The 16,172-nt window shown below is 46.3% G+C and carries 9 protein-coding genes; 6 read left to right on the top strand and 3 right to left on the bottom strand.

The features are described from left to right. The first annotated feature begins 178 nt into the window (after positions 1 to 178). Positions 179 to 889 (top strand): tRNA1(Val) (adenine(37)-N6)-methyltransferase, encoded by a 711-nt coding sequence (locus tag K0H61_RS14045; protein ID WP_220050078.1) that lies wholly within the window; start codon positions 179 to 181, stop codon positions 887 to 889. Between the two features lie 3 nt (positions 890 to 892). Here K0H61_RS14045 and K0H61_RS14050 read toward each other — a convergent pair whose 3' ends face one another. Together K0H61_RS14050 and K0H61_RS14055 are read right to left on the bottom strand one after the other, a co-directional pair. Further along, positions 893 to 1,903, bottom strand: a complete 1,011-nt coding sequence (locus K0H61_RS14050; protein ID WP_220050079.1) for a response regulator — start codon at positions 1,901 to 1,903, stop codon at positions 893 to 895. Between the two features lie 5 nt (positions 1,904 to 1,908). Further along, the gene (locus K0H61_RS14055; protein WP_220050080.1) at positions 1,909 to 5,250 is read right to left on the bottom strand and encodes an MHYT domain-containing protein; all 3,342 of its coding nucleotides are present in this window, start codon (positions 5,248 to 5,250) and stop codon (positions 1,909 to 1,911) included. Positions 5,251 to 5,639: 389 nt separating this feature from the next. On the opposite strand from K0H61_RS14055, the gene srmB reads away from it, so the two are divergent. From srmB to K0H61_RS14080, 5 genes are all read left to right on the top strand, one after another. Further along, a complete protein-coding gene (gene srmB / locus K0H61_RS14060; RefSeq protein WP_220050081.1) occupies positions 5,640 to 6,899 on the top strand; it encodes an ATP-dependent RNA helicase SrmB in 1,260 nt (419 codons plus the stop codon). A 259-nt stretch (positions 6,900 to 7,158) separates the two neighbouring features. After that, the gene (locus K0H61_RS14065; protein WP_220050082.1) at positions 7,159 to 8,370 is read left to right on the top strand and encodes an efflux RND transporter periplasmic adaptor subunit; all 1,212 of its coding nucleotides are present in this window, start codon (positions 7,159 to 7,161) and stop codon (positions 8,368 to 8,370) included. After that, positions 8,370 to 11,561, top strand: a complete 3,192-nt coding sequence (locus K0H61_RS14070) for an efflux RND transporter permease subunit (RefSeq protein ID WP_220050083.1) — start codon at positions 8,370 to 8,372, stop codon at positions 11,559 to 11,561. The genes K0H61_RS14065 and K0H61_RS14070 overlap by 1 nt, the downstream gene beginning before the upstream one ends. Before the next feature lie 220 nt (positions 11,562 to 11,781). Further along, the gene (locus K0H61_RS14075) at positions 11,782 to 12,441 is read left to right on the top strand and encodes a TatD family nuclease-associated radical SAM protein (protein ID WP_258406063.1); all 660 of its coding nucleotides are present in this window, start codon (positions 11,782 to 11,784) and stop codon (positions 12,439 to 12,441) included. 104 nt (positions 12,442 to 12,545) lie between these two features. Continuing rightward, the gene (locus K0H61_RS14080; RefSeq protein ID WP_220050085.1) at positions 12,546 to 14,780 is read left to right on the top strand and encodes a PAS domain S-box protein; all 2,235 of its coding nucleotides are present in this window, start codon (positions 12,546 to 12,548) and stop codon (positions 14,778 to 14,780) included. Here the strand turns inward: K0H61_RS14080 and K0H61_RS14085 are convergent. Next, positions 14,761 to 16,161, bottom strand: a complete 1,401-nt coding sequence (locus tag K0H61_RS14085; protein ID WP_220050086.1) for a hypothetical protein — start codon at positions 16,159 to 16,161, stop codon at positions 14,761 to 14,763. The genes K0H61_RS14080 and K0H61_RS14085 overlap by 20 nt on opposite strands. Positions 16,162 to 16,172: the final 11 nt, after the last annotated feature.

Here is a 16,172-nt window from a genome sequence, read left to right on the forward strand (position 1 = left end):
TTATGCCTTGCAACTTGTCCACTCGCCATCAATGCAGCATAAAATGTCAAAAAATATCTGTTTTTTATATTAAAAAACTACAGAAAGCAGGGTATAAAATCGTTAGCCAAATGCCCATGTATCCCCTTAGAATGGCGTTTGTATTAGCTCCCTTCACTCAATGTAGTAATAAGTATTCATGCCATTTACCTTTAAACAATTCCACATTGATGACCTAAGTTGCGGCATGGCCGTCAGTACCGATGGGGTCCTTTTGGGGGCTTGGGCGCCGCTAGGCAAAGCAAAACACATTCTCGATATCGGAGCTGGTAGTGGCCTGTTAAGTTTGATGGCGGCGCAGCGCAGTCAAGCCGCTATTACAAGTGTCGAATTAGATCCGAAAGCCGCTGAAGCCTGCCGTTATAACATTAGCAACAGCCCATGGCAGAACAGGTGTAAGGTAATTGAGGGCGATATTTTAAGCCTTTGTCAAAACCTGCAATATCAAGCATATTTCGATCATATTATTTGTAACCCGCCCTATTTTGAGCATGGCCCTAAAGCCATTGACAATCAGCGAGCAATGGCAAGACACACGGATTCCCTTAGCTTTAGCCAATTACTCCAATCCATTGAATTTTGCCTAAGCTTTGATGGCCAAGCGAGTATAGTGCTACCAGTACAAAGTATTCCGCGCTTTATGACCTGCTTGAATCATTCGGGGCTCAATGCCATAGAACGGGTAGCAGTAAAAAGTGTTGTGGGTAAAACGGCTAATCGCATGCTGTTATTACTGGGCAAGGGGGAAAAAGCGCATTGCAAAGAGAGTGAGCTGTGCGTTCGCACAAATGACGGTGACTACACAGATGAGATGGTTGCCTTAACCAAAGATTTTTATCTTAAGCTTTAAGTGCTAGGTATCCAGCCATTTATCTTTAACTTCAATAAATAACTCGAGGTTTTCTGTAAATAGTTTGACCAACTCTGGATCGAAATGAATCCCACTTTGGCTTTGAATATAAGCCACGGTTTTGTCAATCGACCACGCCTCCTTATAGGGGCGCTTACAGGTTAGCGCATCAAACACATCGGCCAGCGCCACTATGCGCCCTTCTAATGGGATATCCTCGCCTTTTAATCCCTTAGGGTAACCCGAACCGTCCCATTTCTCATGGTGGGTTAAGGCAACCGATTTTGCTAATCTTAACAGCTCAGAATCCACATCCCCGATAATCTGGGCGCCAATGAGCGGATGGGTTTTCATTACCTCAAACTCTTCCTGCGTCAGCTTGCCTGGCTTTGAGAGGATACTATCGGGGATACCAATTTTACCAATATCATGCATAGGGGCGGCATGCAGCAAATCATCGGCCTGTGTCTCACTTATCCCACAGGCAAGGGCAAGAATTTTGGAATAATGACTCATACGAATCACATGGGTGCCAGTTTCATTATCCTTGTATTCCGCTGCGCGACCTAAACGCTGTATAACCTGCAACCGAGTGCGACGCAGCTCATCGGCCTGCACCAGTGATAGATGGTTCTTTACCCGAGCCTTTACTATGGTGGCAGAAATGGGCTTAACAATATAATCGACACCCCCTACGGCAAATCCCGCGGCCTCATCGTGCTCGTCATTAAGCGCCGTCACAAAAATAACCGGTATAGCTTGGGTAGTTGGGTCGCGCTTTAATGCCTGACACACCTCAATCCCCGTCATATTAGGCATCATAATATCGAGTAAGATTAAGGCAGGATGTTCAAGCTTGGCTAGCCTAAGCGCTTCTTCACCACTCTTGGCAAATACCAGCTGGTAATCCTGATGCAGGACTTGTTTTAACACCCGCAAATTCACGGGTTCATCATCCACTAATAGCAGGGTCTTCTTACTCGTCTGAACGTCGCGCAATATTGCATTGTTCATGCTCGCTATTCCGTCTCTTGGCTGATGATGTGTTTTAAGGCTAACAAATCGCGCTCTGCAATCTCAAAATCGAAGTTGTCTAGTGCTTCAGAAATAATAGCAATACGGAGCCTAAAATGTTCATCCCCTTGGTTTTCAAGGGCGATAATATCTGACTCTTCGAAACTGTGGTGGGCAATTGCAGCGATTAACGCATTAATATGCCCAAGGAGTTGTTCAGTGGTTAATGAAGGAACATCGGCTTCACTCGCACTCGCCTTGACCTCAAAAGTCGTCGCCTCGACATAATCAGCAATCGCGACGAGCGAGGTGGTAATCATCTCTAATTGCGCTTGAATTGCATCATAGGACACTTCTTCGGCGAGGGTCAGCGCTTCTAACTGGGAAAACTGCTCCATCCATTGGCTCAAACCTAAATTTCCACTGACCCCTTTAATGCTATGGCTCAATTGTCTTAGGGTGAGGAGATCTGTCTGATGGATAGCCTGCAGCAATGCTGACTGTTTTTCAGGCCATTGGGCAATGAATTTCATGAGTTCTTTAATGAACATTAACTTGCTGCCCCACAATTTAATGCCCCTCGCCTCATCGACCCATAAACTTGGCTGAAGTGTTTTAGAATTAGTGTTATTGGATGATAAATCGAGCTTAAGCACCCGCGCTATCTCAAGGGTTAAGAGATCAAAATCCACGGGTTTATTGGCAAAGCCATCCATCCCCGCCTCCTGCGCAGCACTTTTATCCTGTTCAAGCACACTGGCGGTAAGCGCAATTATTGGCATGTGGGGTAAACCTTCTAATACCTCTTGCTTGCGACGGGCCTTAGCGGCACTTAGCCCATCCATAATCGGCATTTGTAAATCCATCAGCGTCACATCGATCTGTGAATTAGCCATGCGAACTAACGCCTGTTGTCCATCTCTAGCGGTAATCACACTATGGCCTTGCCTTGTCAGCCACAGGTTGAGTAGGTCGATGTTTTGTTGAATATCATCGACGATTAAGACGGTTAACTCCGGCAAGGCGGTTTTACTTTTATCCTTAGAGTGATAGACAGGGCTACTTTCCTGCAGCGGAATATAGAAACGGAACAAGCTGCCCTTCCCCAACACACTATGCGCTTCAATCTCCCCCCCCATGAGTTCAACCAATTGTTTACTGATCGTCGTACCAAGACCTGTGCCCCCATATTTGCGACTCATCGAAGCATCAGCTTGAGAGAAAGCCTCAAATACCCGCTTTAATTGCTCCTCCGACATACCAATGCCAGTATCTTCAATTTCAAAGCAAACCTTAGCCTCCGCAACGGGGAATGCCCTGATACTCACCCGTCCCTCATTCGTAAACTTGACCGCATTACCCACGAGATTAATGAGTACCTGACGTATACGCTCCGGCGAGCCAATATAATGACTAGATAAACTTGAATCGATATCCACTTCTAAGCTCAATCGTTGACGCTTTGCCTGCAGCCACAACGTTGAAATAACAGTGTCGATTTCATCGGTAAGGGAGAATAATCGCTGTTCAAGCTCCAGCTTGCCTTTGTCTAACTTAGCGCTGTCGAGCACATCATTTAACAGATGCAGCAAAGACTTGGCAGAACGATTGATAGTAGAAAGCTGTTTTTTTTGTTCCGATTGAAGGGGGCTTTCCAGCATGATGTCACTAAAGCCAATAATGGCATTCATCGGTGTGCGAATTTCGTGGCTCATATTGGCAAGGAAGGCAGACCGAGCCGCTGCAGCTTGCTCAGCATTGTTCTTTGCGGTCAGCAGATCCTGCTCCATCAACTTTCGTTCAGTGATGTCCATGATAAAACCATCAATCCACTCTACATCGCTAATGGCATCATGGATGTAATTACCGTGTCCTAATAACCAACGAACCTCCCCATCGCGACGAATGATGCGATACTCAAGCTTAAAGCTAGGTGGTTTAACCTTCTCATAAATCAGGGCAACATCATCGGGATGAAAAAGCTCTACAAAGGTATGTTTAGGATGAGGTTGAATAAAATCAGTTGCAGGGTAACCTGTGATGCCTTCAACTGCATCACTGATAAAAACCATGGGCCAGCCTTCGGTATTTTGGCAGCGATAGGCAATCCCCGGGATATTGCCGATAAGGGAGCGAAATTTAGCTTCATTATGTTTAATCTCCTGCTCCATCTCATTTCGCAGGGTCAAGTCTGAAACAAATCCAACGAAGTAATGCGCTTTGCCCTGCTGCACATGGCCAATGCTTAGCCGAATAGGAATTAAATTCCCATTTTTATGAAGCGCCTCAACCTCGCGGCTATCACCTATTATTTTAGCTTCTAGGGTATTGATATAGCTAGCAATGTAGCCATCGTGGTGCTGACGAAGTGGCTCGGGAACCAATTTACTGACATTCGCTCCCACTAACTCCTCGGCACTCCACCCTAAAATCTGAGTGACGGCAATGTTTACACTGACGATAATGCCACGGCCATCGATGGTCACAATGCCATCAACGGCGGTATTCATCATGGCACGCATTCTATCTTCATTGGACTCAGCCAATTGTGACAGTTCTTTGTACTTATAAATCACGTTAACTATCATCACCAAACTGATACACATAAAGGTAATGACAGCAACCCATAACGCCAAATGTGTTGATATATCAGATGATTGCTGACTTAACTCAAGCCCTTCAGGCCTAATAAATCGTGCTGCCGCCATGCCAGTGTAATGCATCCCACTGATGGCTAACCCCATCACAACACTGGCAACAAAATTACAGCCGAAAGAACCGAACCTTGCTCCCCTTAGGTTTCTTAGTCCTGTTCGCACCCAGAGGGCAATAATGGCGAGAATGATGGCAACGACAATTGAAATAACGAAGAAAACGGGGTCATAACGTAGCAGTGGCGCCATTTCCATGGCCGCCATCCCCACATAATGCATCACGCCAATCCCTGTACCCATCAAGACACCACTTGCCACGACTTGACCGAAATCAACACTTGGGCGGGATAATAATTTCAGTGCAACACTAGAAGCGGCAATACTGGATAGTAAAGAAAATGCCGTCAATTTGAAGTTATAACTGACAGGTGAGCATAAATCGAAGGCCAACATACCAATAAAGTGCATCGACCATATTCCGCCCCCTAGTACCATGCTGCCAGTAAAAAGCATGATGTGTTGTCTTAGGTGTGACTGACTGACCAGTGCTTGAGATGCCACCTGAAACGCCATAAAAGAGGCTGCAATAGCGATAATAATCGAGAGGGAAACCAAAAAAGGATTGTAATAGACATTCAACAGTAAACTGTCTGAGTCAATGATAAAAAACTGCGATAACCTGTCAAATGTCATTCGTTAAAGCCCACCTTCACATACGTAAAACTCAATCGTAACTCGCCATTGAACTGACTCACCAAGCGGGGCTAAGGCTTGGAATGCAGTGGTACTGCCAATCAGCATGCACTGTCTTTTATCATCAAGGCCGATCGCGCACTCAATCCCTTGACTGACACCTCAACAAAGCCGATTTACATCCAACTTAATCATATACATCTTTAAAAAAATATCAGCCTGTTAATATAACTCGTTCTGTCAAAGCAGAATGCAGCCATTGTTTTGCTAAGGCAAAATCATCTAGCGGCAGGGAAGATACAAAAGTTTAATCCCATCGGCTTAAATGATTTAAGTTAATTCCCATAACCTTGTATAATGCTGGGCTGTTATTCGTCGAGACACTGCGCATGCAATTTGAAGATTTCCAGCTTGACCCTAGCTTATTAGTGTCACTTAAAGCCATGGGGCATATTTCGCCCACCACAATCCAGCAAGAAACACTTCCCCACGCCCTAGAGCAGCGGGATATTCTGGCACGCGCCCCGACGGGAACAGGTAAAACCGCCAGTTTCTTATTGCCTGCGCTGCAGCACTTAATCGACTTTCCTCGCCGCTATTCGGGTCAAGCTCGCGTTCTAATCCTCACCCCAACCCGAGAGCTTGCAAGCCAAATTCACCGTTATGCCAGTCACTTAGCCACAGGCCAAGGTCTGGACATCGCGATTATTACCGGCGGTGTGCCATATGCACCGCAGGAAGAAGCCCTAAAGGGCAACATCGATATCCTCGTCGCTACCCCTGGCCGGCTGATGGAATACTTAGACAAAGGTAAATTCAGTGCCGAATCCGTCGATGTATTAATTATCGATGAAGCTGACCGCATGCTGGATATGGGCTTCTCTGCAGTAGTGAAGTCCATCGCGATTGAAGCCCAAGGCCGTAAACAGAACATGCTATTCTCCGCGACCTTAGAAGGCGGTGGCGTGATCCGTTTTGCCCGTGAACTCCTGAACAATCCGATTGAAATCGATGTCGATGCACCACGTAAAGAAAAGGCCAAAATCCACCAATGGATTCATTTAGCCGACGATAAGACTCACAAGTTCGCTTTGCTTTGCCACTTGCTACAACAGGAAGAAGTGAAGCGCGCTATCGTGTTTGTAAAAACACGGGACATCGTTTCAAGCCTTGAAGGTCAATTGCTTAAAGCTGGAATTCCCTGCGCCTTTATGCGCGGTGACATGGAACAGAAGAAACGCTTCCAAGCACTGAGCCGTTTTACTAAGGGTGAAGTGAATGTGTTATTGGCGACCGATGTTGCGGCCCGTGGTATCGATATCGACGACATCACTCATGTGATTAACTTCGACATGCCACGCTCGGCCGACACATATATTCACCGTATCGGACGCACAGGTCGTGCGGGAGCTAAAGGGACTGCAATTTCCTTAGCTGAAGCCCATGATATGCGCATCGTGGGTAAGATTGAGCGTTATATCGAGCAACCGCTGAAGCGTCGTGTTATCGAAGAACTGCGTCCAAAGCATAAAGAAGCCCGAGTGCCGACTAAGAAAAAAGCCAAAGTGAAGGCAAAGGAAGCAGCGAAAAAGAATAACAAGAAAGAGGCAGCGAAAAAGGCGGCTAAAATTGCCAAAAAGAAACAGTAAGTTTCTTTACATTTAATGACATGAAAGCCGCGTTAACGCGGCTTTTTTATGGCAAAATTCAGCACCGATTTTTTCTAGTTAACGGTTTTACTTAATATTTATTTGAATATCTTTAAGTTTCATTAGCAAAAGAGATAGTAAAACCTCAGCTGCTTCGATAATATCTTTAGATACATTTTATTTACAAAAATTAATGTATCGGCAATGCCGACTCTGATATTTTAGGCACACTTGCGATTAGCACGGATGTAACAATCATATGATGAAGACTGCTCTACGAAGATTTTCTCCATTCTTGATCCTGATAGTGTTTATCATTGGCGCGAAAATACTAATGAGCACCAAGGAAGCACCGGAGCAAAAGTCCGAGGAAATGCCCATTCCGCTTGTGGATGTGACTCTGGTGGAACAGCAAACGGTTTCACTAAACCTGCCATCCTACGGTGTTGTTACTCCAAAATATAAAACCCAATTGGTCACTGAAGTCCAAGGAAGAGTGCTAAGCATTTCTCCACAATTTGTTGCCGGTGGCATGGTCAAAAAAGGTGAGCAACTAGCACAAATTGAGCCCTCAGATTACGAGGCAGATTTAATGCAAGCCGAAGCCTCACTCGCCCAAGCAACTGCAGCCCTCAATGAGGAAATCGCCCGTGGTGAAGTCGCCAAAATTGAATTCAAAGGTTACGACAAGGGCTTGCCACCAGAATTAGGCCTGCGTATTCCGCAACTGAAAAAAGAACAGGCTAACGTTAAATACGCCGAAGCCGCTCTTGCTCGTGCTAAACGCAACCTAGAACGAACTGTGATCCGTGCGCCCTTTGACGGTATTATCAAGGCAAGAAATGTCGATCTAGGTCAATACATCACCTTAGGTACCAACCTAGGCGAACTTTACGACACTTCTCTGGCTGAAATTCGCTTACCCATCACTAACAGTGATTTAGCTTACCTTGAATCCGTTGAACATCCAGACACTCAAGTCACCCTAAGTGCTTCCCTTGCTGGAAAGGAAAATACTTGGATTGGCAACATCACCCGCAGTGAAGGGGTGATCGATTCAGAAAACCGCATGGTGTATTTAGTCGCTGAAATTAAAGACCCTTACCTACGTAACAGCAAACCCAAGGGTAGCCTGCCACTCAAATACGGCAGTTTTGTTAATGCACTGATTAAAGGTCGCACTGTAACCGGGATAGTTCAGTTACCACGACACGTAGTGCGTAACAATGAAGTAGCTATAGTGAATGATCAAAACATGATTGAAATGCGCCACGTCAATGTCGTGCGAAGCGATCTTGAGCATGTATTTATCAAAGACAGCATTAAAACAGGTGAGCGCGTCGCCATTACTCATTTTAGCAATATGGCTAATGGCCAAGTCGTTAAGATCATTGGGGATGATGCAAAACCTGTATCGGCGCCCAAGGATGAAGCGCCCGAATCGAGTCTTGCGGCCGCTGGAGTGAAATAATGGACACTCAAAAAGGGATCTTAGCCTGGTTTGCGCGCAACACGGTTGCTGCAAACCTGTTGATGTGGGCACTGCTTATTGGCGGCCTATTTAGTACCTTTTTGATCAACAAAGAGGTATTTCCTTCTGTTAACCTAAATCTGCTCACCATCTCAGTAGCCTATCCAGGCGCAGCGCCGCAGGAGATTGAGGAAGGCATCAATATCAAAATTGAAGAAGCCATCCAAGATATCAACGGCATCAAAAAAGTCACCTCAGTGGCGAGTGAAGGGGTAGGTTCTATTTCCGTCGAGGTTGAAGACAACTATGACGTGCAAACCGTACTGGATGAAGCCAAGCTCAGATTGGATGCTATTTCCACCTTCCCTGTTAACATTGAAAAGCCACAGATCTACAAGATTGAGCCTGAAAACAATGTAATTTGGGTGTCAGTGTATGGGGATATGACCTTACACGATATGAAGGAGTTAGCGAAATCCGTCCGTGATGACCTGACGCAACTTCCCGCTGTTACCCGCGCTAAAGTGACAGGGGTGCGTGACTATGAAATCGGAATCGAACTCTCCGAAGATAAGTTACGTGAATACGGCTTAACTTTCTCACAGGTAGCCTTAGCTGTTCAAAATTCCTCTATCGACTTACCCGGTGGTTCAATTCGCGCCGAAGATGGCGATATTTTGCTACGCACTAAGGGCCAAGCTTATACTGGCGATGATTTTGCCAATATCGTTGTCAGTACACGAGCCGACGGTAGCCGAGTGATGCTCCCCGATGTCGCAACCATTAAAGACGATTTTGAAGAACGTTTGGAATACACTCGCTTTAATGGCAAACCCGCCGCCATTATCGAAGTGACCAGCGTAAACGATCAAAATGCCCTTGATATCGCCAAACAAGTCAAGGACTATGTTGAAAAACGCCGCGCCACCCTGCCGGCCAATGCCAAAATTGACACTTGGGGTGACATGACACACTACCTTAAAGGTCGCCTAAACATGATGTTATCTAACATGTTTTACGGCGCATTGTTGGTTTTTGTGATCATGGCATTGTTCCTCGATCTAAAACTCGCCTTCTGGGTTATGATGGGTCTACCTGTGTGTTTCCTTGGCACTATGTTGGTGATGCCATTAGAACCATTCTCAATGACAATCAACATGTTAACCCTATTCGCCTTTATTCTCGTGCTAGGGATAGTGGTTGACGATGCGATAGTGATTGGTGAAAGCGCCTATACCGAGGTAGAGCGCCACGGACATTCGCTAGATAATGTCATTCGCGGCGCACAAAAAGTAGCAATGCCAGCCACCTTTGGGGTTCTCACCACGATAGCCGCCTTTATTCCTATGCTCTTAGTGTCTGGTCCGATGGGGATTATCTGGAAATCCATTGGTATAGTCGTGATTCTGTCGCTGGCATTTTCACTGGTGGAGTCTAAGTTCATTCTGCCCGCCCACTTAGCCCATATGAAGTTTAAAAAACCGAGCGAAGCTAACGGCTTTTTCGCACGCTTCAAGGCTAAATTTAACGACCGAGTACAGTTCTTTATTCACCATAATTACCGCAATTTCCTAGAGCGGTGCATCGCGCACCGTTATAACGTGGTGGCCGTGTTTATTGGGGTGCTTATTCTCTCCATCGCCCTAGTCGCCAGTGGCAAGGTACGCTGGGTGATTTTCCCGAGTATTCCCTCTGACTTTATTCAAGTACAGCTAGAGATGGATGAGGGTAGCTCAGAGCAAAACACGCTTAGCGTTGTGCAAGAAATCGAAGAAGCCCTCTACCGCATGAATGCCAATATGGCTAAAGAACACGGTGGTGAAGTCGTAAAACACAGCTTTATCGATATGAGCTCACGTACTTCAGCCTTTATTTTCGCCGAGCTTACGAAAGGGGAAGATCGCAAGGTTAATGGTGATGCCATCGCTACAGCTTGGCGTGAACAGATCCCTGAATTACTGTCGGTGAAAAAACTCGACTTTAACGCCAGCACGAGCTCAGGTCCTGGTGGGGATATTTCCTTCCGCTTAACATCGAGCGATCTCGAAGAGTTATCAGCAGCTGCTCGCGATCTTAAGCAAAAGCTGGCGACCTACGAAGGCGTTTATGATGTTGCCGATAACTTCTCTTCGGGCAGCCATGAGATCCGATTAAAAATTCGCCCTGAAGCCGAAGCTCTAGGATTAACCCTGTCTGATTTAGCGCGTCAGGTACGTTACGGCTTCTATGGTTATGAAGCCCAACGTATTTTACGTAATAAAGAAGAAGTCAAAGTCATGGTTCGCTACCCTGCTGAACAGCGCCGCAGCGTAGGGTACCTTGAAAACATGCTTATTCGAACTCCGCAGGGTACCTCTGTGCCCTTTTCGACTGTGGCTGAGATTGAGAAGGGTGAATCCTTCGCATCTATTACCCGAGTCGATGGAAAACGGGCAATCACTATTGTTGCTAACGCCAATAAAGACAAGGTTGAACCTTCAAAGGTCGTGAATGAAATTCAGCAGGATTTCCTCCCCCAGCTTCAGCTTAAGTATCCCAAGATCCAAACTACCCTCGATGGTGGCAGTTTAGATGAACAAAATGCTTTGCTTGGGTTATTGCAGGGATTCTTCTTTGCCTTATTTGCCATCTATGCACTCATGGCTGTTCCGCTCAAATCCTATAGCCAACCGCTGATCATTATGTCTGTGATCCCCTTCGGGATCATTGGTGCCCTGTTTGGTCATTTGATCCAAGGTCTTGCATTAAGCATTTTAAGCCTATGCGGCATCGTGGCGCTAGCAGGGGTGGTGGTAAACGACTCGCTAATTCTAGTGGACTTTGTTAACCGCGCCCGCGAACAGGGACAATCTATTAAGCAAGCCGCAGTAGATTCGGGGTGTTATCGCTTCAGAGCGATTATCCTCACCTCTCTGACGACTTTTGTAGGCTTAGTCCCCATCATCCTTGAGCGCAGTTTACAAGCACAGATAGTCATTCCGATGGCAACGTCGTTGGCCTTTGGTATCCTGTTCTCGACCGTCGTGACCTTGATTTTAGTGCCGCTACTCTACATCATTCTGGATGATGTAAGGCGTGTCGGTTCGCGTTTCTTCCACTGGTGGTGGCGCCCCAAAGCACGTGAAGTTGCTACTCAGCAGCAAAGCCATAGTATTGAGCTTAATCTTAAGGGCGACGAGCACTACAAATAAGATAAAGACCCATAAAAAGAGAGCTTAGGCTCTCTTTTTTTTTACAAGAGTTGCAAATACCGATTCTCTCAAGACAAAGAATTTACCACTAACTGGGATCTCACAGACATTTCTTCACAAGCGTATTAGTTACACTGCCCTAATGCAGAGTGTGTTTAAGAGTAAATTTATGCCAAGCCCCAATCCATTAACTCAAGCGAAAAGTCCATCCAATTCAAGGATGTTTGATAAAAAACGCACGCACAATACACCGCATAAAATCTGCACCCGTGATAATGCTTCGTCTGACACCCTAGTTTACGACATTCGTCAAAGCCGTTATCTCAATATCACAGGCCGCTGCACCCTGCGCTGCGCCTTTTGTCCAAAGCATAATGGCAGTAAACAAGTCCACGAATACCAACTCGATTTAAGCCATCAACCTAAATCAGAAGAAATCATTCCTCTGCTGGGTGAGGTTAGCAATTTTGAAGAATACGTGTTCTGCGGTTATGGCGAGCCAACCCTTAATTTACCCACCCTGCTGAGCGTTGCGAAAGAGATTAAGCGTCTTGGCGGACGGGTGCGCGTCAACACCGATGGTTTAGGTAATCTGGTTCATAGGCGAAACATTCTGCCTGAACTCGCCGAATGCGTTGACAGTTTGTCTATCTCCCTCAATGCCGATAATGAAGCGGCCTATAATCAGCATTGTCGCCCAAAACTTGCCAACTCCTATGCTGCCGTGAATCAATTTATCGCCCTAGCACCACACTATATCGACCAGGTCCAAGTCTCGGCGATTGAAGGATTAGAGGGGGTCGATATCGACCTGTGCCGCGAACAAGTAACCGCCCATGACTGCGAGTTTAAACTGAGGGTATTAGGAGTAATAGGATAGCCGTCACTCTGGATTAGCCCCCCTTTAGCAAGCGACTTGTCGCTGTCGTAAGAGTGCATTCGTGTTAACATAGGCGAATTAACAGTTCACAACCCTAGCGGCCCATGCTGAATAACACATCGAGCATACATCCTCTTGCCCCCCTACTTTCCCTGACACAGGGGCTTCATTGGTCCCATCAGCGTATATTGGCCGTAGCTAGCCAAATCTCAATGCTGGTTGTTTGCATGGTTATATTGACGAATCTCATCATCACCCTTGGAGAGCGCCGCCTTCAAGAAGAATGGGCGACCCAGAGATACAGTGAACTGCAAACCATTGGTACACTGATTACCGATAAAGTCACTTTTCAGCAGTTTCGCAGTCAGCAGTTCGCCAAGGATGAATTATTAAGACAATTCCTTAAATATCCGACCCCCTACTCACAGCAAAAGCTTCAAACTAACTGGAATGATCTCGTTCAACACATTCCCGAGCTTTTAGGTATCGCCCTTTACGATGCAAAGGGTAATTTCAAGTTTGCCACCCCTGATAACTTTACGAGTGAGTCATTACCGCCTTCGTTAGTTGGATTAGAGCGTAAACTGAGCAGCCAAGAAGTGTTTACCTCGGCACTGGAGTTTACCCCCCACAACGGCATGCTTGAGCCCTACTTGTATCAATTGACAAAGCTTGAGAAGCCCAACCAAAAACCCATTGGTTATTTGGTGACTTACCATTCAATGGTGCAGATGCTCGAAGCAATTAAACCCGCGTTTTCAAGCAATAAATCGCCCATGCTTTTACTCGATACTCAAGGTTTGCTCTATGCGGGAGTGAGTGAATTAGAACCACTCACCCATATGCCCGATACCTTAGGAGCCAGCCTGCGCCAAACATACCCGGCACTGTGGCGGGAAATGTCAATGAGTAATTTTGGGCAATTCCATGGTGATGATGCGACCTTTGTTTACCTCAAGGTCGAACTGACGGCGCAACCTGAACTCCGCCGAGAGTACTTTTTATTGTCCTATATTCGTAACGATGATATTGCTTCCCGCTTTGCTAAATGGGAACAATTGGTCATCGTTGCCGCACTCATCATTACCCTTCTGGCATGCTGGGGACTGCTGCTCAGTCATACCTACCGCCTACAGCACCGCTCACGCCAATACAGTATTGACGTCGCCAATACCTTGTTTAACAGCAAGCTAGGATTTATCCTCGCCAATGAACAGGCTAGGATCATCAGTGCAAATGCCAAAGCTGCAGCGGCCACAGGTTTGGCACTCGATGAACTTGATGACCGCAGCTTACAACGCGCACTCAATTTAGATGATGCAACATTTAACCAGATGCTTGAGCAGGTTCAGCTCATGGGTAACTGGAGTCATGAACTCTCTCTGGAGGCTAATGGCGGCAGCCGATTACAAGTGGAAGTGCAACAAGCCCCGCGGATCGGCCGCGGTTTACCGCATCTACTGGTCACTCTTGAGGATATCAGTGAAATCCTCCATAACCGTGAACAGGCCTTTTTAAACGAATTACTCTGCGATACCACGGTCGCAGCGGCCTTGACCGATGCAAATGGTAAACTCATCAAAGTCAATCCGCTGTTCGACCAATGGATGCAATTAAACGGCGAGTTGACACAGGATTTAGGATCGCTGCTTGCAAACGATATAGGTAACCAGTGGCCTCGAATTAGCGCCCAAATTAGCATGCAGGGGCAATGGCAGGGGCAAATACTTTGCTCACCCAATCGACGTCAGTCAAATTGCCTGCAGGCTACACTTAAGGGACACTTGGGGAGCGACGGTGAGGTCGATTATATCATCTGCACCCTAGAGCAAGCGGAGAGTGTTCGTGGCAACGAACCCCGTGGTTTTGTGCCCCACCGCAGCACAGTGCTCAAACACCTTGCGGATCTTGAGCGCTATTTTAACTCGCTGTCGCCCCAAAGTCGCAATGGCTCAAGCCTGATGCTAATGGATATCAACCCCGAGGGTATGCTAAGCCATATGAGCGACATTGATCAGCTTGAAACCCGCCAACAGGAAGTCGAAGTGCAATTGCTACTCGAAGTGCCTACCCAATATCAATTACTGCATTGGCAACTAGGTAAGCTTCTGATTTTATTGCCTGATACCGATGCGACTCAAGCACATTACTTTGCGCTTCACACCTTAGAAAAGCTAAATAGCAATGGGCTAGGAGAGGGAATTAGCGTGGGCATTGCAGGCTTCCTAGAAGGGCAAAGCCTTGAGCAATATATTATTAATGCTGAAGTCGCACTAAAACGCGCCAAGCAAAATAACCAGCACAATATCGGTCAGGCCTTTACTCGCCATCAGGTTTAGTGGGGGGATTTATCGAATCAGGTAACACGCTCTGGGTAATTTCAACAATGGCAGAACGATTCATGGTGATCTTATAGCGCTCGTAAAATGGCTCTTCTTTACCATCCCGAAGCACTAAAATTAGGTTTACCTGATAGCGACGCTCTACCGATTCGTGGCTGACTTTACCGTCTTGTTCACGATAAATTTTGGCCTTTCCCCGCTCTAAGTAGCGGGCAAATGGCACAAAGTTAAAACTTACCTGTTCCTGAATTGTCGAATAACCGGCTTGAAACTCACTATTACTCACCTTAGTGGCAATCTTATAGTGCAGGATTTCGCTATCAACCTTGTTTTGGCTGTGGCGGTGTTTGAGGATTTCATGCACTTTTTCAGGGAGATCCTGTGAGCGCATAAATTCCAGCCACACCAATTGTTTCGCGACAACGGCTTGAGTTGTCGTATCCCTTAAAATACGGCTCCAACGGGGTCGACCACGCTGGATAATCCGCCACATCGCATTACGTACATCTTCCTTGAAGATTTCCCTAAAGGCATAAATCACCGCAAGAGTGACCACCAACGCAATGGTAAAACCACTAAAAACGCCCTGTGCTTCAATAATCAGCGCCGACACCACTAACATGACCAAACCAGTAGCAAGCCCTGTCGTAAACTTTTTAAGCCCTACACCGAGAGGTTTTAATTCCTCTTTCAATACCACACCTTGCTGAATTAAGCGTCTTAACAACAGCATTTTATTGGAGATACGGTTGGCATCTAGTTGGGTCTGCGCCGAATTGTAATTATTGGCGTTTCGGTAAGCTGATTCATTACGGCACAAAGTTAACACCTTGTCCTGCACCTCAGTAAATTCGCTGCTTCGTGGCGCATGGGCGATGGCTTTTAACAGTTGCTGCTCGCAAAACCATGAAAGATAGTTATCCGAGTTAGCAAAATAGGATTTCCATTTTGGATCGCTCGGTTCATTACGACGAAATTTCCTCAGTAGCACAGTGACTTGATCGCACACTTCACTCAATTGAGAATAAAAGCTCGCAACCTCAGTGATGCGATTTAGCTCCTTAACGTCGTTTTCAATGGCAAGGGCAAATTGGTATGCAAAGAGATTTAAGTACAGCCTGAATTCTTCGACCGTGCGACGATTCATACTGGCGAATCGTCCCTGCACTAAAGGCAAATGTAATCCTTCTGAGTAATAGGAACGTCGCCCAACAATGGCGCTGTAGTAATACTCTTCTTCGTTTAAGGTATGTGAATCAATGCCCATTTCTTTAGGCAAAAAGAAGTACAAATCGAGCTGGCGGTTATCACCCTGCTCCATTTGATGGCTGAATTTAATCGACAGGGATTCTTCTTGCTTAATTCGGACCTTAGACACAAAAACCTTTT

Origin of the sequence: Shewanella acanthi, from assembly GCF_019457475.1 — a bacterium.
GTDB lineage: Bacteria > Pseudomonadota > Gammaproteobacteria > Enterobacterales > Shewanellaceae > Shewanella > Shewanella acanthi.